A 19,330-nucleotide genomic window follows, 5' to 3' on the forward strand; every position below is an offset into this window, starting at 1 on the left:
CGCCATGCAGCTTGCCTTTCCCGAAGCCCCCGCCCCCGAGGCCGCCGCGTCCGAGGCCGGGCGCAGGCTCTTTGCCGGACCGGTCGAATTCCTCAAGGGGGTGGTCGCCATGTCCGGCCTGCCCCCCGCCGACCGCACCGAGCTTTGTTTCGCGGGGCGCTCCAACGTGGGCAAATCCTCGCTCATCAACGCGCTCACCGGGCGCAAGGCGCTGGCGCGCGCCTCGAACACGCCGGGCCGCACGCAGGAGGTGAATTTCTTCACCCTCGGCGACAGCCATTACCTCGTCGATCTGCCCGGCTACGGCTTTGCCAACGCGCCGGTCGACGTGGTGCGCAAGTGGCAGGCGCTGCTCAAGACCTATCTCTCGGGCCGCGCCAACCTGCGCCGCGCCTTCGTTCTGGTCGATGCCCGCCACGGGATCAAGCCGGTGGACGAAGAGATCATGGCCCTGCTCGACCGCGCCGCCGTGCCGTTCCAATGCGTGCTGACCAAGACCGACAAGATCGGGGCGGAGGCCCGCGACAGCGTGCTTGCACAGGTCCGCGCGCGCCTCGCGCCGCACCCGGCGGCCTATCCCGAACTGATCCTCACATCCTCGGAAAAGGGCGAGGGGCTGGCCACGCTGCGCGCCACAATCGCGGCGCTCGGCCAGGAGGGGTGAACGGGCGGCTTTGGTCGTGAGCCGCTATTTGCCCCCTGCCCCCGCGCGGCTCATCTCGAACCATCCCCCCTCAAGCCCCCCGTCACACATGCTGCGCCCCGTTGATCTCGATCTCGGTGCCCGAGATATAGGCCGAGGGCGCGGTGCACAGGAAATAGACCGTATCGGCCACCTCCTCCGGCTCGCCAAGGCGGCGCATCGGGATTGTCTCACGCAGCTCCTCGGTGCCCGGCGACAGGATATCGGTGCGGATCTCGCCCGGCGCGATAGCGTTGACGCGCACGCCCAAGGGCCCGAAATCATGCGCCATCTCGCGGGTGAGCGCCGCCAGCGCTGCCTTTGATGTGGCATAGGCCGCGCCCGCAAAGGGGTGCACCCGCGCCCCGGCGATAGAGGTCACGTTGACCACCGCGCCCTTCGCTGCGGCCAACTCGTCGCGCAGGCTGCGCGCCAGCACCACCGAGGCAAAGAAATTGACGTGAAACACATGCCCCCAGGTCCGCAGATCGGTATTGAGCGTGTTGAGCCGCGCACCGTCCTCGCCCTTGGGGGAAATGCCCGCATTGTTCACCAGCGCGTCAAGACGCCCGCCCAGCATCGCACGGATCACCTCGACCTTCTCGATCACGTCACGGGGGTCTGCGAGGTCGATCTGCACATGATTCGCCTGGCCGCCGCCCCACGGGCATTCGGCCGGGAACGGATGGCGAGAACAGGTGATGACCCGCCAGCCCTCGGCATTGAACCGGCGCACGGTGGCGTGGCCGATCCCCCGGCTCGCGCCGGTCAAAAGCAAGGTGCGTGTCTCGGTCATGGCGCTCTCCCTCGGACCTCATGCCTGCACCCTAGCCCGACCGCGCCCGAGATCAACGGCCCTTGGCAGGTCGTCGCGCAGCGGCTAACAAGTGCAGACGCGTGACCCCGGAGACAGCAATGAAGGCCAGAGCCATGAACCGCGACTGGATCGCCACCGCCCGCACCCTCTCCGAGGCGCTGCCCTATCTGCAACGCTACACCGGTGCCATCGTCGTCATAAAGCTGGGCGGCCACGCGATGGGCAGCACGCAGGCAATGGCCGAATTTGCGCGCGACGTGGTGCTGATGCGGCAAGTGGGCGTCAACCCGGTGATCGTCCACGGCGGCGGGCCGATGATCAACGAGATGCTGGCGCGGCTCGATATCCGCTCCGATTTCAAGGAAGGCAAGCGCGTCACCGATGCCGCCACGATGGAGGTGGTGGAAATGGTGCTCTCGGGCACCGTCAACAAGCGCATCGTCGCCGCCATCGGTGGTCAGGGCGGGCGCGCGGCGGGGCTTTCGGGCAAGGATGCCGGGCTTATTACCTGCACGCAGGCCAGCGCCGATCTCGGCCTCGTGGGAGAGCCGAGCGCGATTGATCCCGGCATCCTGCATACGCTCTTTGACGCGGGCGTGATACCGGTGATCGCGCCGCTTGGCGCGGGGCCTGAGGGCGAGACCTACAACATCAACGGCGACACCGCCGCCGGGGCCATCGCCGCCGCGCTGCGCGCCGACCGGCTTTTGTTGCTTACCGATACCGATGGCGTGCTCGATGCCGAGGGCCGGGTGGTGACCGAACTGACGCCCGAACAAATCCGCACCCTCACCCGCGAAGGCGTGATCGCGGGCGGCATGATCCCCAAGACCGAGACCGCGCTTGCGGCCATAGCGGGCGGGGTGCGCGCTGTGGTCATCCTCGACGGGCGCGCGCCCAATGCCACGCTGCTGGAGCTGTTCACCGAGCACGGGGCCGGCTCGCTCATCCGCGGCGATGCGGGCCCCTTGACGAAACGCGCCCCGGCCTGAGCCTTGCCCATGAGCACCCCACCCGCGCTTGACCAGATTGCCAGCAGGGCCGGGGGCCATCACCTCGCCCCCCTCGGCGCGCTGCCTCTCGACGAGGACGAGGTGCCGGGCTATACGAGCCTCGTTCTTCTCGGCCCCGCCGGTCCCGGCTTCTGGGAGCATTTCACCCAGACACCCGAATACCACGACGGCGCGCGCGACCCGATGAACCGCTGGTCGATCCGCGTGATCGACGCGCTGGCCGATGCGCTCGGGGCGCGCGCGCTCTTTCCCTTTGGCGGGCCGCCCTGGCAGCCATTCACCGGCTGGGCGCGGCGCTCGGGGCGGGCATGGGCCTCGCCGGTGGGGCTTTTGGTGCACGATACCGCCGGGCTGATGGTCTCCTATCGCGGTGCGCTGGCCTTTGCCCACCGGCTTGACCTGCCAGCCCCCGCGCCCTCGCCCTGCGCGCGCTGCCCCGATCAGCCCTGCCGCAGCGCCTGCCCGGTGGATGCGCTATCCGCCGATGGCTATGACGTGCCCGCCTGCAAGGCCGATCTCGACCGCACCGGAAATGACTGCCGCGCGCGCGGCTGCGCGGTGCGGCGCGCCTGCCCGATCAGCCAAGCCTATGGCCGGACAGAGGCGCAATCGGCCTTCCACATGGGATATTTCGGATGAAGCGTCTGATCCTGATGCGCCACGCCAAATCCGATTGGGGCGATCCGGGCATGGCCGACCACGCCCGCCCGCTCAACAAGCGCGGTCGCCGCGCGGCCACGGCTTTGGGCGACTGGCTGCGCGAGCATGGCCATCTGCCCGATGAAATCCTCTGCTCCACCGCCACCCGCGCGCAGGAAACCCTCGCGCGCCTCGCCCTGCCGCGCGCACCTACCCTGCTCGACAGCCTTTACCTGGCAGAGCCGCCCGCGATGCGCGCCGCCCTGCGCCACGCAAGCGGCGACACCGTGCTGATGATCGGCCACAACCCCGGCATCGCCGATTTCGCGGCGTCCCTCGTGGCGGCGGCACCCGATAACGATCGCTTTGGCGACTATCCCACCGGGGCCACGCTTGTGGCCGAATTCGACATCGCGGACTGGCGCGACCTGGCGGACAGCACTGGCAGCGTGATTGCTTTCATCCTGCCGCGCAGGCTCACCGAGGGGCAATGACCGCGCCGCGATTCATCGGCTCCGAAATCTATCGCGGCTCAAGCTACGGGGCGCGCCACCCGCTCTCGATCCCGCGCGTGCCCACGGTGATCGACCTCTGCCGCGCGCTGGGCTGGCTGACGGATGCGCAATATGTCAACAGCCCGCGCGCGCGGCCCGAGGCCCTCATGGCCTTTCACACCCCTGACTATATCGCCGCCTTGCAACGTGCCGAGACCGCGGGCCGCGTGAGCGAGGCCACCCGCGCCCGCCACCATCTTGGCACGCCCTCCAACCCCGTCTTTGCCGAGATGTTTCGCCGCCCGGCCACCGCTGCGGGCGGCTCGCTTCTGGCGACAGATATGCTGCGCGGTGGCGGCGTGGTCTACAATCCCGGCGGCGGCACACATCATGGCATGGCCGATCACGCGGGCGGGTTTTGCTATCTCAACGATCCTGTGCTGGCGATCAAGGCGCTGCTGACGCAGGGGCTGACGCGCATCGCCTATGTCGATATCGACGCGCATCATTGCGACGGGGTGGCGGCGGCCTTCCACGGCGAGGCGCGCGTGCTGATGATCTCCACCCATGAGGCGCGGCGCTGGCCCTTCACCGGCGCGCTCGATGATCGCGCGGGCGGGTCTGCCATCAACCTGCCCCTGCCCAAGGGCACGAATGACAACGGGTTCGCCATGGCGCTCCACGAGGTGATCCTTCCGGCGGTGCAGGCTATGCGGCCAGAGGCCATCGTGCTGCAATGCGGGGCCGATGCCGTGACCGAGGACCCGCTCTCGCGCCTTTGTCTCTCGAACAACGCGCATTGGGCCGCCCTTGCCGCGCTGCGCCCGCTCAGCCCGCGCCTTTTGGTGCTGGGCGGTGGCGGCTATAACCCGTGGAGCGTTGCCCGCCTCTGGTCGGGCGTCTGGGCCACGCTGAACGGGTATGACATCCCCGACCGCCTGCCCGAACGCGCCCGCAGCCTCCTTGCCGCGCTGACATGGCCGCGCCGCCCCGCGATACCGCCAGAGGCGCTTATCGACACGCTGCGCGATGATCCCCGCGAGGGGGAAATCGCCGACGAGTTGCGCGCCGCCATCCACGTTCTGCGCGCCCGGCAGTCACCCTGGGTCTGACGGCAAAGGGCGGCCCAACGGACCGCCCCTTCATCTTGCTCCAAATATTCCGGGGGGGTCGCGCCTCGCGCGACGGGGGCAGCGCCCCCTGCCGTGTCAATGCCCGAGGATCTGGCTCAGGAACAGCTTGGTGCGCTCGCTCTGCGGGTTGTTGAAGAACTCTTCCGGCTCGTTCTGCTCCACGATCTGGCCCTGATCCATGAAGATCACCCGGTTCGCCACCTTGCGCGCGAATCCCATCTCATGGGTGACGCAGAGCATGGTCATGCCTTCCTCGGCCAGCTCGATCATCGTGTCGAGCACCTCCGAGATCATCTCGGGGTCAAGCGCCGATGTCGGCTCGTCAAAGAGCATGATCCGCGGCTTCATGCACAGGCTGCGGGCAATCGCCACGCGCTGTTGCTGCCCGCCCGAAAGCTGGCCGGGATATTTGTCGGCCTGTTCGGGGATCTTCACCTTCTTGAGGAAGTGCATGGCAATTTCCTCGGCCTCGCGCTTGGGCGTCTTGCGCACCCAGATGGGCGCGAGCGTGCAGTTTTCGAGGATCGTCAGATGCGGGAACAGGTTGAAATGCTGGAACACCATGCCGACTTCGGAGCGGATGCGGTCGATGTTCTTGATGTCATTGGACAGCACCGTGCCGTCCACCGTGATCGTGCCCTTCTGATGCTCTTCCAGCGCGTTGATGCAGCGGATGAGCGTAGACTTGCCAGAGCCGGACGGCCCCGCGATCACGATCCGCTCGCCCTGATACACCGTCAGGTCGATATCGCGCAGCACGTGGAACGCGCCATACCACTTGTTCATCTTGTCGATTTCGACGGCAACCTCGTCGGAAACCTTCAACTGTGATTCTGCGGCCATTGTCCCTGACCCTCCCCTTAATGGTGATCGGTCTGAAGCTCGCGCTCCAGCCATTGCGAATATTGCGAGATACCGTAGCAGGTGATGAAAAACAGCAGCGCGGCAAAGCCGAACAGCTCCCAATAAACGCCGTTCCACTCCGCCGAGGCGAGGATCGGGCCACGGATCATGCCGACGATATCGAACATCGAGATGACAGAGACGAGCGTGGTATCCTTGAACAGCCCCACCGCCACGTTGACGATGCCCGGAATCGATATCTTGAGCGCCTGCGGCAGGATGATGAACTGCATCGACTGCGCGTAATCGAGGCCAAGGCTGTCGGCGGCCTCGTATTGCCCGCGTGGAAGCGCCGCGAGGCCGCCCCGGATCACCTCGGCGATATAGGCCGAGGCGAACATGGTAATCATGATGATCACCCGCAGAATCAAATCAAACGTCGTGCCCGGCGGCAGGAAATAGGCCAGCACCACGTTGGCCACGAACAGCAGCGTGATAAGCGGCACACCGCGGATGAACTCGATGAACACCACGCAGATCCACTTGATAATCGGCATGGAGGATTGCCGCCCCAGCGCCAGCAGGATGCCAAAGGGCAGCGACAGCGACACGCAGACCACGCCCAGCATCAGGTTGATCATGAACCCGCCCATATCGCGCGACGGCACCGGCTCCAGCGCCATGACCCCGGACATGCCCGCGGTCACGGCCCCCGCAGCCCACCAGAACACCATCGCCGCGACAATGCCCGCAAGCACCGCGACACCGGCGCTCACGGTCATGGTGCGACGATAGACAAAGGTGCCGAACAGCACCCCCAGAAGCGCCACCACCGGCACCATGATCGACCCGCCCCAGATCAGCCAATAGGCGACGAACGGGTAAAGCCCCGTGAGCACCAGCAGCGCGCGCGGCAGATACTTGATGAACAGCACCGGCGCGATGGCCACGAACAGGAGCACAAAGGCAAGCGTCGGCCGCCAGTAGAGCTCTTCGGGATATTTGAACCCGAACAAGAGCTGGTTCCACCGTTCGGTCAGCACCGCGAAACAGGCCCCGGTGCGCCCGTCGAGTATCTCGCGGCAGGCCGTCAGGCTGGGGCTGTCCCAGACCCCGTTGAAAAACCACGGTGCCGCGGCCATCACGATGGTCAGCACCACATAGGCCGAGACCACGGTCAGAATACCATTCGGGATCGACGAAAAGAGGTTCTCGCGCAGCCACTTGATCGCCCCCGTCTCTGTCGCCGGTGGCGGCGCCTCGGGCAGCATGTGCTTGCGGTGGAAAGCGATGTTATCTTGCGACATGGCTCACCGCTCCTTCAGCGCAATGGATTTGTTATAGACATTCATCACCGCCGATATGGCGAGGCTGATGGTGAGATAGAATATCATCAGCAAGAGCACGCATTCGATGGCGCGCCCGGTCTGGTTGAGCGTGATGCCGCCCAGCGTGCCGGTCACATCCATATAGCCTACGGCAATCGCCAGCGACGAGTTCTTGGTGAGGTTGAGATATTGAGAGATGAGCGGCGGGATGATGACCCGGAGCGCCTGCGGCAGGATCACCAGGTTCATGATCCGGTTGGGCCGCATCCCAAGCGACGCCGCCGCCTCGGTCTGCCCCTTGCTGACGGCCTGAATGCCCGCGCGCACGTTTTCGGCGATGAAGGCCCCGGTATAGATCGCCAGCGCGAACCACAGCGCGATAAGCGAGCCGCGGATATGCAACCCACCCTGGAAGTTGAACCCCTTCAGCGCCGGGTAATCGAGACTGATCGGCTGTCCCATCACGAAAAACATAAGGATCGACGGCACGACCAGAATCACCAGCGAGGGCCAACCCATCGGGATAAGCTTGCCGGTGTCGTAAAGCAGCTTGGTGGCGTAGCGGCGATAGTAGAACATGCCAAAGATCGAGGCGAGGAAGGTCAGCACCACCACCAGCGATCCCGCCCCCCAGATCGGCGCAGGCGTATAGACACCCCGATTGGTAAAGGCGAAGGCATCGAACAGCATCGAGGCGGACGCGTTATCGCCCCGGAACGCGTTCGGTGCAGGCAGCACCGCCGTCATGATGGTAAAGATGATGAGGATCCAGATCAGGACCGGCACGTTGCGGAACGCCTCGACATACCCGGCCATCAGCTTGCGCACCAGCCAGTTGGGCGAGAGCCGCAGCACCCCGGCAACCACCCCGAGAATGGTCGCGGTAAGGCAGCCCAGAAAGGCCACGATCAGCGTGTTGAGCACCCCCACCAAAGAGGCCCGCAAATGGCTCGACTGGCTGTCATACTCGATCGGGCGCTGGTTGATGTCATAGCCCGACGGCTCTGCCAGGAAGCCGAACGCGATGTTCTGCCCCTGCTCGGCGAGGTTCGTCACCAGGTTCGCCCCAAGATAGGCCATCAGCGCGACCAGCAGGATCAAGGCGATGAATTGGAACGTGTAGGAGCGATACCGCGTGTCGTAGATCAACTGCGACAGCCGGAACGACGCCTGCGGAGGGTCGGTCATCGTCGTCATCTGTATTTCCCTGTTGTTCAACCCGGTTTTTTTATCGGCGATACCGCCGTGGGCCGATTCTTGGTGGGCTTGTTTTCGATAATCGCAAGCTGTGAAGGGCGCGGGATGACCGCGCCCTTCTGTCAGTGCCGGGTTTACCGGAACGGCGGCGAGTAGAGGATGCCGCCATCGGTCCACTGCGCGTTCAGACCGCGCGCAAGGCCAATCGGGGTCTTCTCGCCGATGTTCTTCTCGAACACCTCGCCATAGTTGCCCACGGCGGCAAGCACACGCACTGCCCAATCCTTGTCAAGGCCGATCATCTCGCCAAGGTTGCCCTCGGTGCCGAGCAGGCGGTTGACTTCGGGGCTGTCGGTCGGGCCAGAGGCCAGTTCCGCGACATTGGCGCTGGTCACGCCGAATTCCTCGGCGGTGATGAGCGCGTTGAGCGTCCAGCGCACGATATCGCCCCACTCGTTATCGCCGTGGCGCACAAGCGGCCCAAGCGGCTCTTTCGAGATGATCTCGGGCAGGATGACGTGATCGGTCGGATTCTCAAACGCCGCGCGGGTCGAGGCAAGGCCCGATGCGTCGGTGGTGTAGGTGTCGCAAGCCCCGGCCAGGTATTGCTGCTGGCCTTCGGCGTTGGTCTCGACCGGCACCGGCTCGTAGCTCATGTTGTTCTTGCGGAAGAAATCCGCGAGGTTGAGCTCGGTCGTGGTGCCGGTCTGGATGCAGACAGTCGCGCCGTCGAGTTCCTTGGCCGAGCTTACGCCCAGCGCCTTGGGCACCAAGAAGCCCTGGCCGTCATAGTAGTTGACACCGACGAAATCGAATTTGAGGTCAGTATCGCGCGAGAAGGTCCAGGTGGTGTTGCGCGCCAGCATGTCGATTTCACCCGAGGCAAGCGCGGTAAAGCGGGTCTTGCCGGTCGTGGGCACGAATTCCACCGCCGTCGGATCGCCAAGAACACCGGCAGCCACCGCGCGGCACACCGCCACATCAAAGCCTTCCCAGACGCCGTTGGCATCGGGCGCCGCGAACCCGACGAGACCGGTGGTCACGCCGCAGTTGAGCTTGCCGCGCGCCTTCACGTCGTCGAGCGTGGCCGCAGCCGCCGCGCCGCCAACAAGGCCGGCAACGGTCAGAGCGCCCAGAAATACGGTTTTTTTCATGTTTACCTCTTCCTGATTTCCCGCCCTTTCAAGGGCGGTTCTTTGAGACCCCACGTTGTCGCAAGGCCCATATGACACTGGACAGAGGATCCCTCCCCCATCAGTGACCGTGAGTTTGTGTGGATTCACCGCGCTACGTCAAGAGTTTGTTCGGGCAAACCGGAACAGCCGCAGGCCCTTCCCCTACGACAACCGCCCGAAATCACCCCTCGACGCCGGGCCGCGAAAGATCGTGAAAGCGTTTGGCGTTGAGAAAGTCACATTCTTTCCTCTGCGCCACGGCGCTGGCCTCGTCATCGCTACCCCATTGCTCTTGTTGCCAGGATTCGTCGATGCGCGAGATATGCCAAAGCGTGCCCGCCGGGGCATGATCGCGCAGCGCGGCAAAGCCGATGACCAGCGATCCGCTGAGCGAGACAAGATCGTGAACCGCGGTCAATGCCCAAATATCGAGCATTCGCACCGCCTCGTGCAGCCGGTCGAGCGCGCCCGCGTCCTGATCCACATGCATCACGCCACAGGTCGTGCGCAGCCGCACCGACAGGGCCGATTCGGCCCAGTCAAGCAGCGGATCCCACGCCGCCGCCTGCCGCGCGATAAGCTCGGCGGGGCTTTCGGCCCGGTAACACAGCAGATCGCTGCCGCCATACTCCGCCAACAGCGCGGCCACCGCCTCGCGTTCCGGGGCCACCCGGTCGATGGCGGCATTGGCGGCACGGGTCATCGGCATGGTGGCGGGGGCGATCACGCCTTCCTGCGCGTCCCACTCGGCGGCGATCTCGCGTGCCAAGGCGCGGGTCGGCACCACCAGTTCGGCCTTGGCAGGCGTACGCACCGCGCGCCCGTCGAGCCGCACGCCAAAGCCGCCCGCGACCGCCTCGGCCTCTGCCGCGCTCCAGAACCGCTTGGCCGCCCATTCGCTCATGCCCAGGCCCCCCAATCCTCTGCCAGCAGCGCCGCCAGCGCGCCGAAATCATCCGCCAAGCGCGCCGCCGCGCCCAGCGCCTCGGGCCGGTGATAGCCCCATGTCACGCCGATCCCCGCGATGCCTGCGGCGCGCGCCATCTCCATGTCATAGCTGGTATCGCCCACCATCACCGCATGCTCGGGGGCGATGCCGGTCTCGTCGAGCGCCGCGCGCAGCATCGACGGGTGCGGCTTGGACGGGTGGTGATCAGCCACCTGCCGGGTGACGAAATAGCGCTCCAGCGCGTGCCCCTCGATGAGCTTGGCCAGACCGCGCGCCGATTTGCCGGTGGCCACGCCCAGCACGATCTCGGGCACGCCATGCAGCGCGTCCAGCGTCTCGCGTGCGCCGGGATAGAGCGGCGAGGATGCGGCCACGCCCTGCTCGGCGCGCAGCGCCATATAGGCCGCCTTGTAGCCCTCGACGATCGCGGCGCGCGCGGGCCCCGGCAGATGCGGGGCCAGCCGCGCCACCGCCACGTCGAGCGACAGGCCGACGATCCCCAGCACCGCCTCGCGCGCGGGCATCGGCGCGCCCACCGTGGCAAACCCCGCCGCCATCGCCGCGAGGATATCGCCCTGGCTGTCCACCAGCGTGCCATCCACGTCAAAGATCACAAGCCGCAGCGGCCCGCTCATGCAAAATCCTCGAACGGGTCTTCGGGGGCGTCGGAGGCCCGCCACTGAAACAGATCCCATGTCCGCGCCATATGCTCGGGCAGCGGCGCGGTCAGGTGCAGGATCGCCCGCGTCACCGGGTGCTCGATGGTCAGCGAGCGCGCGTGCAGGTGCAGCTTGCGGCTCACCTCGCCGCCAAGCTGCGCGCCCCAGCCATCGCCCATGTTCTCCTGCCCCGAGCCGCCATATTTGCCATCGCCCGCGATGGGATGCCCGATTTCGGCCATATGCGCGCGCAATTGATGCGTGCGGCCCGTCACCGGGCTAAGCGCCATCCACGCCACGCGCCCGCCCGCGTTCTCGATCATCGTGTAATCGGTGGTCGCGGCCTTGGCACCCTCGGTGCCCGCCACCTCGCGCGGGTGGATGCAGTGCATCTTTTCGCCCTCGCCGCCAGCGCCGTGGCCCGCGGCCTTGACCAGCCCGTAGCGCACCGTGCCCCGGCGCGGGTTGGGCGCGCCTGCGACGGCGGCCCAGTATATCTTGCGCGTGTTGCGGTGCCGGAACGCCGCCGTCAGCCCCTTGGCGGCCTCGCGCGTGCGCGCCAGCAGCAGCACCCCCGAGGTATCCTTGTCGAGCCGGTGTACAAGGCGCGGCTTGTCCTCCGCGCCAAAGCGCAGCGCCTCCGACAGCCCGTCAACATGCCGCGCCTGCCCGCTGCCGCCCTGCACCGGCAGGCCCGGCGGCTTGTTGAGCGCGATCACATGGTCGTCGCGGTAGATCACGCAGGCGCGGATCATCGCGGCATCGGCCTCGCTGATGCGGGGCGTGTCGTATTTCGGCTTGCTCGCGGGATCGGGGATCGGCGGGAGGCGCACGCTTTGGCCCTCTTCCAGCCGCGTCGCCGGTTTCACGCGTCCGCCCTCGACGCGAACCTCGCCCTTGCGGCACATCTTTTCGATCTGCCCTTGGGTGAGGTGCGGAAACTGCCGCCGCATCCAGCGATCAAGCCGCTGATCACCGTCGCCTGCTGCCACGCTGCGCGTCTCGACCCCGCTCATGATGCCAGCGCCCGAACCGACCACGCGCCCAGCGCCACCGCCCCCAACGACAGCCCCACCGACAGCCCGACATAGGCCAGCGCCGCGCCAAGCGCGCCGCGCTCCATCAGCGTCAGCGCCTCAAGCGAGAAGGTGGAAAACGTGGTAAACCCACCCAGCACCCCGGTGATGAGCAACGGGTTGAGGTGGTCGAACCCGCGCTGGAACGACAGCACCGCCAGCACCCCGATCAGGAAAGAGCCGAGCACGTTCACCGCCAGCACGCCCATGGGAAAGCCGGGGCCCGCCACCCGCGCCATGCCCAGCGTCACCCCAAGGCGCAGCACCGCGCCCAGCGCGCCGCCCACGGCCACCTGAAAAACCATCATCATCATGTGGCGGTGTGTCGCGCGCGGCCGGGGGCTTGTCAAGCGCGGTGCCAAGACGCGTCCCGCCAACAACAGACCCCAAAGCCGCAAAGGGCCCCGCAAAGCGGAGCCCTTTCCCGATTCGGGGTCTGGCAGACCCTTATTTCTCGATATTGATCGCCACGAAGCGCGGCTCGCCCGCACGCCGGACCAGCAGCAGCAGCGATTTGCGCCCCGCCTCGCGAGCCTCGGCAATGCGCGCTTCGAGATCGGGGATGCTCGCCACCTTCTGCTGGCCCGCCTCGGTGATGACATCGCCCGCCCGAAGCCCCTTTTCATAGGCCTCCGACAGCTCGTCCACCTTGGTCACGACCAGCCCGGCCATGTCCGGATCAAGCTCGAGCTGCGCGCGCAGTTCGTCATCGAGAGGCTGCACGGTGAGGCCCTTCATGGATTTCTCCTGCGGGGCGTCCGGCTTGCCGGGCTGCGCGACCGGGATCGCGCCCTCGGCCACTTCGCGGCGGCCAAGCGTCACCTTGAGGGTGCGGGTCTTGCCGTCGCGATAGACCACGACGCGCACCGCCTTGCCCACAGCGGTGTTGCCCACCTGCCGCACGAGGCCGCGCGTATCAGCGACATCGCGCCCGTCAAAGCTCAGGATCACGTCGCCCGCCAGCATTCCGGCATCGGCGGCGGGCCCCGGCGGCACATCGGTCACCAGCGCGCCCGCGACCTTGTCGAGGCCCATCGCCTCGGCCACATCCTCGGTCACGTCCTGGATGCGCACACCGAGCCAGCCGCGCCGCGTCTCGCCGAATTCGCGCAACTGATCGACCACCCGCGTCACCACGTTCGACGCCATCGAAAAGCCGATCCCGATAGAGCCGCCGGTGGGGCTCAGGATCGCGGTGTTCACGCCGACCACGTCGCCCGCCATGTTGAACAGCGGCCCGCCCGAATTGCCCCGGTTGATCGCGGCGTCGGTCTGGATGTAATCGTCATAGGTGCCCGAGAGCGCCCGGTTGCGCGCCGAAACGATCCCCGCCGACAGCGAAAACCCTTGGCCTAACGGATTGCCCATCGCCAGCACCCAATCGCCCACGCGTGCGGTGTCGCTATCGCCGAACTTGACGAAGGGAAGCGGCTTCGCGGGCTCGACCTTCAACAGCGCGATATCGGTCTTGGGATCGGTGCCCACGACCTTGGCCGGCAGGTTTTCGCCGGAAAAGAACTCAATGCTGATCTCGTCAGCGCCTTCGATGACGTGGTTATTGGTCACCACATAACCATCCTCGGAAATCACGAAACCCGAGCCGAGCGCCGAAGATTTCCGGGGTTGATCGCCCTGGGGCATCTGGTCGCGAAAGCGCTCGAAGAAATCCTCGAAGGGCGAGCCTTCGGGCACCATGGGCAGCGGCCCGGTGCCCCGCTCGACCACGGTCGAAGTGGTGATGTTGACAACGGCCGGGCTGATTTTCTCGGCCAGATCGGCAAAACTTTGCGGCAGCGCCCGCGCGGCGATCGCCTGCGCCAGCACAAGCGCCACGATGAGCGCCATCAGCCAGACCGCCCGCATCGCGGTGCCTGCCTGATGTCGTGTCGCGGCAACGATTGATTTGGTCACGCCGGATTCTCCTCTGGTTCATCTCTTGAGGCGTCGGCAAAACCCGCGCCCCGCCTCTGTGGCCTAGATGTAAGTGCGCCAAGGGCATTCGCAAAGCCCGTGCCGGAAATTCACAACCATGTGACCGCGTCCATGCCGCAAAATCAAGCCCCGAGCGCCTTGGCCGCCCAGACCAGCAACAGCCCGCTGACCAGCGCCAACAAACCCATCAGCCGCCGCGCCTCGGGCGGGATCGTCGCCAGCGCCAGCAGCATCCTATCAATAAGCGAAGGGGCCAGCGCATAGACCAGCCCCTCCACGATCAGCACCAGCCCCAGCGCCAGAAGCGCGGTTTCGATCATCGCTCAACGTTACCCGAGCGAAGATAGTCGAAAAATTCGCTGTCCGGTGTCATCACCATCGACGAATTGCTGCCCTGCAATGCCGTTTCATAGGCCTGGAGCGAGCGGTAGAAGGCAAAGAACTCCGGGTCCGAGCCATAGGCTTCGGCATAGATACCGTTGCGCTCTGCATCGGCCTCGCCGCGGATCACCTGCGCCTCGCGCTCGGCATCCGACAGCGTTTCCGTCACTGTCCGGTCGGCCAACGCCCGCACCCGCTGCGCGGCCTCGTTACCGCGCGCGATCTCGTCGGCGGCCTCGCGCTCGCGCTCGGCCCGCATCCGCGCAAATGTCGCGTCGAGGTTCTGCTCCGGCAGGTTGGTTTGCTTGAGCCGCACATCGACCACGTCGAGGCCAAGACCGGCGGCGCTCGCCTGCGCCTGCCGCTGGATGCGGCGCATCAGGTCGCGGCGGTTTTCCGACAGGATCGTGTCGGATGTGACCTGATCGGCGCCCAGAACCTCACGGATCTGCGCATTGAGCACCGATGACAACCGGTCCTCGGCCACGCGCAGCCCGCCCACGCCGACGGCCTGACGAAACTGCACCACGTCGTTGATGCGGTAGCGCGCGAAGGCATCGACCACGAGGCGGCGATCATCCGACGGCGTCACCTCGATGGTGTCGGTATCGAGCGACAGGATGCGATCATCATAGCGCACGACCTCCTGGATGAAGGGGATCTTGAAGGCCAGGCCCGGCTCTTCCTTCACATCCTTGATCTGGCCGAATTGCAGCACCAGCGCCTTTTCGCGCTCGTCCACCACGAAAATCGACGACATACCGAGGAACAGGACAACAACAACGAACGGGATAACGAATTTCAGCTTGTTCATGATCTCAGTTCCCCTGGCTTGTCGTGGTGTTGCGGCGCAATTCGTTGAGCGGCAGATAGGGCACCACCCCGTTGCCGCCATCGCCGCCGATGATCGCCTGATCGAGGATCGTCTTGTCGATATCGCCCAGAACCTGCTCCATCCGCTCGAGATAGAGCCGCTTGCGCGTGACCTCGGGGGCCTTTTGATACTCGGTCAGAACCGAGGTAAAGCGGCTCGCGTCCCCCTTGGCCTCGTTGACCACGCGGGCGCGGTAGCCCTCGGACTCGGCAAGGATCTGCGCCGCCTCACCTCGTGCCTCGGCCAGCACCCGGTTGGCATAGGCATCGGCCTGACGTTGCAGCCGGTCGCGCTCCTGTTCGGCGGCCTGCACCTCGCGGAAGGCGTCGATCACCTCGCGCGGCGGGTCGGCCTTGTCGAGGTTGACCCGCACCACGCGAATGCCGCTGTCATATTCGTCAAGCGTCGCCTGTATATTCTGCATCGCCGTATCGGCGATGATCCCGCGATCACGGTTGAGGATCGGCGCAAGGTTCGACGCGGCGATGATCTCGCGCATCACCGATTCCGACACCGCCTGAACGGTCAGTTGCGGATCGCGGATGTTGAACAAGAGCTTTGACGGATCGGCGATGTTCCACACCACCTGGAAATTGATGTCCACGATATTGGCATCGGTGGTCAGCATCAGCCCCTCGTTGCCCCGGTTTTGGCGCTGGCCGATATCCTCGGTCCGTTCCGAGGTGACGTTGACGATCTCGTAGCTCATCACCGGCCACGGCGCAAAGTTGAGGCCGGGCTGGCCGGTGGCATAGAATTCCCCGAGGAAAAGCTCGACCGATTGTTCCTCGGGCTTGACCGTGTAAACGCTCGCGAAAAGCCAGAGCGCCACGGCACCCAGCGCCGCAAGACCAATCGTGCCCTTGCCGAATTGCGGCCCCTCGCCGCCGCCGCCGGCACCGCCACGGCCACCGCCACCGCGCCCGCCCATCAGAACGCGGAGCTGGTCCTGCCCCTTGCGCACAAGCTCGTCTATCTCGGGCAGTTGCCCGCCCTCGGGCGGACGCCTGCCGCCACCAGGGGGCCGCCGGTCGTCATCGCCGCCGCGATTGCCGCCACCGCCCCAGGGGCCGCCATTGTTACCTGCCATGTTGAACCTTCCCTTGCTTTTCCGCCTCTGGCGGACCTGCTTTCCTACCTGTGCGCGATGCCCGAAAAATCAAGCGGTCCGCACCGGTGCTTTCATCGTCACGATCTCTTCCGACATGGTCGGATGCACCGCCACGGTGCGGTCGAAATCTTCCTTGGTTGCGCCCATCTTGACCGCGATCCCGGCAAGCTGGATCATCTCGCCCGCGCCGGGGGCGACGATATGACATCCCAGCACGCGCCGCGTCTCGGCACAGACCACCAGCTTCATCAGCACCCGCGTCGTGCGCCCGGCAAAGCTCTCGCGCATCGGCTTGAACGCGGTGGCGTAAATCTCCACCGGTCCACGCTCGCGCGCCTCTTCTTCAGAGAGGCCGACGGTGCCCATCTCGGGCTGGGTGAAAATCGCGGTCGGGATCAGGTCGTGATCCACCGGCGTCGGGTTGCCATTGAATACCGTCTCGACAAAGGCCATGCCCTCGCGGATCGCCACCGGCGTCAGGTTCACCCGGTCGGTCACGTCGCCAATGGCATAGATCGAGGGCACGCTGGTCTGGCTATAGTCATCAACCACGATCTCGCCCTTGCGCCCCACCGCGACGCCCGCAGCCTCCAGCCCCAGATCGCGCGTGTTGGGCGCGCGCCCGGTGGCAAAGAGCACCTGCTCAAAGACCGCCTCCTGCCCGTTGGTGCCACAGACGCGATAGCCGCCCTCGGCCTTCTCCATCTCGGCGATATTGGTGCCCAGATGCAGGTTGATCCCAGATTGGATCATCTCATCGGACACAAGCCCGCGCGCCTCCTCGTCAAAACCGCGCAGGATCTGCGCGCCACGATAGAATTGCGTGACCTCCACGCCAAGCCCGTTGAGGATGCAGGCAAACTCGCAGGCGATATAGCCGCCGCCGATGATGAGGATGGATTTCGGCAGCCGCTCGAGGTGAAAGATATCATCGCTTACCAGCGCGTGCTCGGCCCCCGGCAGATCGGGCTTGACCGGATGGCCGCCGGTGGCGATCAGGATATGGCGCGCGCTCAGCCGCGTGCCGTCGGCTAGCTCGACCATGTGCGGATCAACCAGCCGCGCGCGCATATCGAAGGTCTCGACGCCGTTATTGCCCAGAATGCCGCGATAGACCCCTTCCAGCCGGTCCAGCTCGGCATCGAGCTTGGCGTGGAAGGCCTGCCAGTCGAACGCCCCTTGCGTCACGTCCCAGCCAAAGGCCCGTGCCTCGGCAATGGCGTCGGGAAATTCCGAGGCGTAAACCATCAGCTTTTTCGGCACGCAGCCCCGGATCACGCAGGTGCCGCCATAGCGGCTCTCCTCGGCGAGCGCGACCTTCGCGCCGCCCTGCGCGGCCACGCGCGCCGCGCGCACCCCGCCCGATCCGCCACCGATCACGAAAAGGTCGTAGTCGAATACCATGTCACCCGGCTCCCGTCCTTGGTCACCCGCCGACATATCCCACCACAGGGGCAATGTGAAACCCTCAATCGCGCCGATACCCCACGCGAAAGGGCCGCGCCCCTTGCGGGAGCGCGGCCCTGTCTGATTGGCTCTCGCGCCGTGGATGTCAGTGAAGCTTGGCCTCGACCTCGCCAATGCCTGCATCAATCAGCTTGTCGGCATCGTCGGCGCTCATCTTCTTGGCGATCACGTCGCGCGCCGCAGCGGTGGCCACGGCAATCGCCTGATTGCGCACGTCGCGCACCGCGCGCGCCTCGGCACTGGCGATCTGGTCCTCGGCGGCCTGAAGACGCCGCTCGATCGAGCGCCTGATCTCGTCCTTGGCATCCTCGCCGGCCTGTTCGGCCTCCTTGCGGGCGTGCTCCACGATGCGGTCGGCCTGCTCTTGCGCCTCTTTTTGCTTGCGCTCATAGCTTGCCAGCACCTGCTGCGCCTCTTCGCGCAGCTTGCGCGCCTCGTCGAGATCGGCCTTGATACCGGCGGCACGCTCGTCAAGCTTGGTGCCGAGAAGGCCCGGCACCTTTAGATAGAGTAACACCCCGACAAAGATCAGGAACGCCAACAACACCACGAAATCGGTATTGAAGAGCGACACGAACGGGCCAGAGGCCGCGAGCGCCGGGCTTGCGGCAAGCGCGGCACCCGCCGTCAGGATCAACTTGCGCATCGCATTCATCCTTTCATCCGGGCATTGACCGCCGCGTTGACGCTCCGCCCATCGGGTTTCTGGCCCATTGCGGCGACAAGCTCGCCCGCCACATCCCCGGCCACGGCCTTGACCGCATCGAGCGCACCGGCGCGGATCTCGGCGATCCGCTTCTCGCCCTCGTCGGTGCGCGCCTTGATCTCGGCATCGGCCTTCTCATTGGCGCGGTCAAGATCCTCTCGGATCGCCGCCTTGGTCTCGGCGATGATCTTCTGCGCCTCGGCCTTGGCATCCGCGAGGGCCTTCTTGTAGGCCTCTTCCGCCTCGACCGCGCGGGCCTTGAGGTCCTCAGCGGCGGCAAGATCGTTGGTGATGGTTCCCTGCCGCTCTGCCAGCACAGCCGCAATACGCGGCAGCGCGATGCGCGACAGGATGAAATAGATCACGACCAACGCCACCAGAAGCCAGAAGATCTGGTTGCCGAATGTCGAGAAATCGAGCTGCGGCAGACCCGTCGCGCTCTCGGCCGCTTTTGCTTCGCTCGCCATGTCAGTCTCCCTCGGGAAAGGTCCGAATACACCGGGAGGCGCGCAACTGCCGCCCCCCGACCGTAAGGATCAGATACCCGTAAGGATCAGACGGCGAACATCAGCAGCAGCGCGACGAGGAACGAGAAAATCCCCAGCGCTTCGGCGAATGCGATGCCGATGAAGAGCGTCGCGGTCTGGCCGCCAGCGGCCGAGGGGTTGCGCAGCGCGCCGGCGAGGAAGTTGCCGGCAACATTGCCCACACCGATCGCTGCCCCGCCCATGCCCATGCAGGCAAGACCAGCGCCGATATATGCACCCATTTGAACGATATCGCCTTCCATAGTGTGTCTCCTTACGTTGGAATTGGCAGTGCTTCGTAGCTCGTGGAAGTGGGCTATGCCCACC

The 19,330-nt window shown here is 65.8% G+C and carries 22 protein-coding genes; 5 read left to right on the forward strand and 17 right to left on the reverse strand.

All coding sequences use genetic code 11. The features are described 5' to 3' along the window. Positions 1-4: 4 nt before the first annotated feature. Positions 5-664, forward strand: coding sequence for a ribosome biogenesis GTP-binding protein YihA/YsxC (yihA, locus tag ABIE58_RS08690; RefSeq protein ID WP_354544306.1), 660 nt, complete (start codon positions 5-7; stop codon positions 662-664). Between the two features lie 82 nt (positions 665-746). On the opposite strand, the gene ABIE58_RS08695 is transcribed toward yihA, so the two are convergent. Further along, entirely contained in the window at positions 747-1,478 is a 732-nt protein-coding gene (locus ABIE58_RS08695) for an SDR family oxidoreductase (RefSeq protein ID WP_354544307.1), read from the reverse strand. A 119-nt stretch (positions 1,479-1,597) separates the two neighbouring features. Here ABIE58_RS08695 and argB point away from each other — a divergent pair, with 119 nt between their 5' ends. From argB to ABIE58_RS08715, 4 genes are read left to right on the forward strand one after another with little or no spacing between them, the layout of a single operon-like run. Beyond that, positions 1,598-2,491: an acetylglutamate kinase gene (gene argB / locus ABIE58_RS08700; RefSeq protein WP_354544308.1), complete on the forward strand. Its 894-nt coding sequence runs from the start codon at positions 1,598-1,600 to the stop codon at positions 2,489-2,491. Between the two features lie 9 nt (positions 2,492-2,500). Continuing rightward, positions 2,501-3,151: a ferredoxin gene (locus tag ABIE58_RS08705; RefSeq protein WP_354544309.1), complete on the forward strand. Its 651-nt coding sequence runs from the start codon at positions 2,501-2,503 to the stop codon at positions 3,149-3,151. Then, entirely contained in the window at positions 3,148-3,645 is a 498-nt protein-coding gene (locus ABIE58_RS08710; RefSeq protein WP_354544310.1) for a SixA phosphatase family protein, read from the forward strand. Before ABIE58_RS08705 ends, ABIE58_RS08710 begins: the two co-directional genes overlap by 4 nt. Then, positions 3,642-4,757: an acetoin utilization protein AcuC gene (locus ABIE58_RS08715; RefSeq protein WP_354544311.1), complete on the forward strand. Its 1,116-nt coding sequence runs from the start codon at positions 3,642-3,644 to the stop codon at positions 4,755-4,757. Before ABIE58_RS08710 ends, ABIE58_RS08715 begins: the two co-directional genes overlap by 4 nt. Positions 4,758-4,853: 96 nt before the next feature. Here ABIE58_RS08715 and ABIE58_RS08720 read toward each other — a convergent pair whose 3' ends face one another. The 16 genes from ABIE58_RS08720 to ABIE58_RS08795 form a co-directional block, all read right to left on the reverse strand. After that, a complete protein-coding gene (locus ABIE58_RS08720) occupies positions 4,854-5,621 on the reverse strand; it encodes an amino acid ABC transporter ATP-binding protein (protein ID WP_354544312.1) in 768 nt (255 codons plus the stop codon). Between the two features lie 17 nt (positions 5,622-5,638). Then, positions 5,639-6,928: an amino acid ABC transporter permease gene (locus ABIE58_RS08725; RefSeq protein ID WP_354544313.1), complete on the reverse strand. Its 1,290-nt coding sequence runs from the start codon at positions 6,926-6,928 to the stop codon at positions 5,639-5,641. Between the two features lie 3 nt (positions 6,929-6,931). Next, the gene (locus tag ABIE58_RS08730; RefSeq protein ID WP_354544314.1) at positions 6,932-8,146 is read right to left on the reverse strand and encodes an amino acid ABC transporter permease; all 1,215 of its coding nucleotides are present in this window, start codon (positions 8,144-8,146) and stop codon (positions 6,932-6,934) included. Positions 8,147-8,280: 134 nt separating this feature from the next. Next, on the reverse strand, positions 8,281-9,300 hold the full coding sequence (locus ABIE58_RS08735) for an amino acid ABC transporter substrate-binding protein (RefSeq protein ID WP_354544315.1): 1,020 nt from the start codon (positions 9,298-9,300) through the stop codon (positions 8,281-8,283). 202 nt (positions 9,301-9,502) lie between these two features. After that, the gene (locus tag ABIE58_RS08740; protein ID WP_354544316.1) at positions 9,503-10,225 is read right to left on the reverse strand and encodes an ATP12 family chaperone protein; all 723 of its coding nucleotides are present in this window, start codon (positions 10,223-10,225) and stop codon (positions 9,503-9,505) included. Next, positions 10,222-10,905, reverse strand: coding sequence for an HAD-IA family hydrolase (locus tag ABIE58_RS08745; RefSeq protein WP_354544317.1), 684 nt, complete (start codon positions 10,903-10,905; stop codon positions 10,222-10,224). The genes ABIE58_RS08740 and ABIE58_RS08745 overlap by 4 nt, the downstream gene beginning before the upstream one ends. Continuing rightward, the gene (locus tag ABIE58_RS08750; protein WP_354544318.1) at positions 10,902-11,945 is read right to left on the reverse strand and encodes an RluA family pseudouridine synthase; all 1,044 of its coding nucleotides are present in this window, start codon (positions 11,943-11,945) and stop codon (positions 10,902-10,904) included. The genes ABIE58_RS08745 and ABIE58_RS08750 overlap by 4 nt, the downstream gene beginning before the upstream one ends. Next, entirely contained in the window at positions 11,942-12,319 is a 378-nt protein-coding gene (gene crcB, locus ABIE58_RS08755; RefSeq protein WP_354544319.1) for a fluoride efflux transporter CrcB, read from the reverse strand. The genes ABIE58_RS08750 and crcB overlap by 4 nt, the downstream gene beginning before the upstream one ends. A gap of 133 nt (positions 12,320-12,452) precedes the next feature. Beyond that, positions 12,453-13,868 (reverse strand): DegQ family serine endoprotease, encoded by a 1,416-nt coding sequence (locus ABIE58_RS08760; protein WP_354544385.1) that lies wholly within the window; start codon positions 13,866-13,868, stop codon positions 12,453-12,455. 191 nt (positions 13,869-14,059) lie between these two features. After that, entirely contained in the window at positions 14,060-14,257 is a 198-nt protein-coding gene (locus ABIE58_RS08765; RefSeq protein ID WP_354544320.1) for a DUF2065 family protein, read from the reverse strand. Then, positions 14,254-15,132: a protease modulator HflC gene (gene hflC / locus ABIE58_RS08770; RefSeq protein WP_354544321.1), complete on the reverse strand. Its 879-nt coding sequence runs from the start codon at positions 15,130-15,132 to the stop codon at positions 14,254-14,256. Before hflC ends, ABIE58_RS08765 begins: the two co-directional genes overlap by 4 nt. Positions 15,133-15,136: 4 nt before the next feature. Next, positions 15,137-16,282 (reverse strand): FtsH protease activity modulator HflK, encoded by a 1,146-nt coding sequence (hflK, locus tag ABIE58_RS08775; protein WP_354544322.1) that lies wholly within the window; start codon positions 16,280-16,282, stop codon positions 15,137-15,139. Between the two features lie 69 nt (positions 16,283-16,351). Beyond that, entirely contained in the window at positions 16,352-17,707 is a 1,356-nt protein-coding gene (gene gor, locus ABIE58_RS08780; protein WP_354544323.1) for a glutathione-disulfide reductase, read from the reverse strand. 148 nt (positions 17,708-17,855) lie between these two features. Next, positions 17,856-18,416, reverse strand: a complete 561-nt coding sequence (locus ABIE58_RS08785; RefSeq protein WP_354544324.1) for a F0F1 ATP synthase subunit B — start codon at positions 18,414-18,416, stop codon at positions 17,856-17,858. 5 nt (positions 18,417-18,421) lie between these two features. Beyond that, on the reverse strand, positions 18,422-18,943 hold the full coding sequence (locus tag ABIE58_RS08790; RefSeq protein ID WP_354544325.1) for a F0F1 ATP synthase subunit B': 522 nt from the start codon (positions 18,941-18,943) through the stop codon (positions 18,422-18,424). Between the two features lie 86 nt (positions 18,944-19,029). After that, positions 19,030-19,266 carry a F0F1 ATP synthase subunit C gene (locus ABIE58_RS08795; RefSeq protein ID WP_354537609.1) on the reverse strand — a complete coding sequence of 79 codons (237 nt, stop codon included), beginning with the start codon at positions 19,264-19,266 and terminating at the stop codon, positions 19,030-19,032. Positions 19,267-19,330 lie beyond the last annotated feature (64 nt).

This window comes from Roseovarius sp. MBR-78 (assembly GCF_040547535.1).
Classification (GTDB): domain Bacteria; phylum Pseudomonadota; class Alphaproteobacteria; order Rhodobacterales; family Rhodobacteraceae; genus Roseovarius.

What these genes read in the sequence shown, in the direction of transcription:
- yihA (WP_354544306.1), top strand. Translation starts at nt 5, where the DNA reads ATGCAGCTTGCCTTTCCCGAAGCCCCCGCCCCCGAGGCCGCCGCGTCC.
- ABIE58_RS08695 (WP_354544307.1), bottom strand. Translation starts at nt 1,478, where the DNA reads ATGACCGAGACACGCACCTTGCTTTTGACCGGCGCGAGCCGGGGGATC.
- argB (WP_354544308.1), top strand. Translation starts at nt 1,598, where the DNA reads ATGAAGGCCAGAGCCATGAACCGCGACTGGATCGCCACCGCCCGCACC.
- ABIE58_RS08705 (WP_354544309.1), top strand. Translation starts at nt 2,501, where the DNA reads ATGAGCACCCCACCCGCGCTTGACCAGATTGCCAGCAGGGCCGGGGGC.
- ABIE58_RS08710 (WP_354544310.1), top strand. Translation starts at nt 3,148, where the DNA reads ATGAAGCGTCTGATCCTGATGCGCCACGCCAAATCCGATTGGGGCGAT.
- ABIE58_RS08715 (WP_354544311.1), top strand. Translation starts at nt 3,642, where the DNA reads ATGACCGCGCCGCGATTCATCGGCTCCGAAATCTATCGCGGCTCAAGC.
- ABIE58_RS08720 (WP_354544312.1), bottom strand. Translation starts at nt 5,621, where the DNA reads ATGGCCGCAGAATCACAGTTGAAGGTTTCCGACGAGGTTGCCGTCGAA.
- ABIE58_RS08725 (WP_354544313.1), bottom strand. Translation starts at nt 6,928, where the DNA reads ATGTCGCAAGATAACATCGCTTTCCACCGCAAGCACATGCTGCCCGAG.
- ABIE58_RS08730 (WP_354544314.1), bottom strand. Translation starts at nt 8,146, where the DNA reads ATGACGACGATGACCGACCCTCCGCAGGCGTCGTTCCGGCTGTCGCAG.
- ABIE58_RS08735 (WP_354544315.1), bottom strand. Translation starts at nt 9,300, where the DNA reads ATGAAAAAAACCGTATTTCTGGGCGCTCTGACCGTTGCCGGCCTTGTT.
- ABIE58_RS08740 (WP_354544316.1), bottom strand. Translation starts at nt 10,225, where the DNA reads ATGAGCGAATGGGCGGCCAAGCGGTTCTGGAGCGCGGCAGAGGCCGAG.
- ABIE58_RS08745 (WP_354544317.1), bottom strand. Translation starts at nt 10,905, where the DNA reads ATGAGCGGGCCGCTGCGGCTTGTGATCTTTGACGTGGATGGCACGCTG.
- ABIE58_RS08750 (WP_354544318.1), bottom strand. Translation starts at nt 11,945, where the DNA reads ATGAGCGGGGTCGAGACGCGCAGCGTGGCAGCAGGCGACGGTGATCAG.
- crcB (WP_354544319.1), bottom strand. Translation starts at nt 12,319, where the DNA reads ATGATGATGATGGTTTTTCAGGTGGCCGTGGGCGGCGCGCTGGGCGCG.
- ABIE58_RS08760 (WP_354544385.1), bottom strand. Translation starts at nt 13,868, where the DNA reads ATGCGGGCGGTCTGGCTGATGGCGCTCATCGTGGCGCTTGTGCTGGCG.
- ABIE58_RS08765 (WP_354544320.1), bottom strand. Translation starts at nt 14,257, where the DNA reads ATGATCGAAACCGCGCTTCTGGCGCTGGGGCTGGTGCTGATCGTGGAG.
- hflC (WP_354544321.1), bottom strand. Translation starts at nt 15,132, where the DNA reads ATGAACAAGCTGAAATTCGTTATCCCGTTCGTTGTTGTTGTCCTGTTC.
- hflK (WP_354544322.1), bottom strand. Translation starts at nt 16,282, where the DNA reads ATGGCAGGTAACAATGGCGGCCCCTGGGGCGGTGGCGGCAATCGCGGC.
- gor (WP_354544323.1), bottom strand. Translation starts at nt 17,707, where the DNA reads ATGGTATTCGACTACGACCTTTTCGTGATCGGTGGCGGATCGGGCGGG.
- ABIE58_RS08785 (WP_354544324.1), bottom strand. Translation starts at nt 18,416, where the DNA reads ATGCGCAAGTTGATCCTGACGGCGGGTGCCGCGCTTGCCGCAAGCCCG.
- ABIE58_RS08790 (WP_354544325.1), bottom strand. Translation starts at nt 18,943, where the DNA reads ATGGCGAGCGAAGCAAAAGCGGCCGAGAGCGCGACGGGTCTGCCGCAG.
- ABIE58_RS08795 (WP_354537609.1), bottom strand. Translation starts at nt 19,266, where the DNA reads ATGGAAGGCGATATCGTTCAAATGGGTGCATATATCGGCGCTGGTCTT.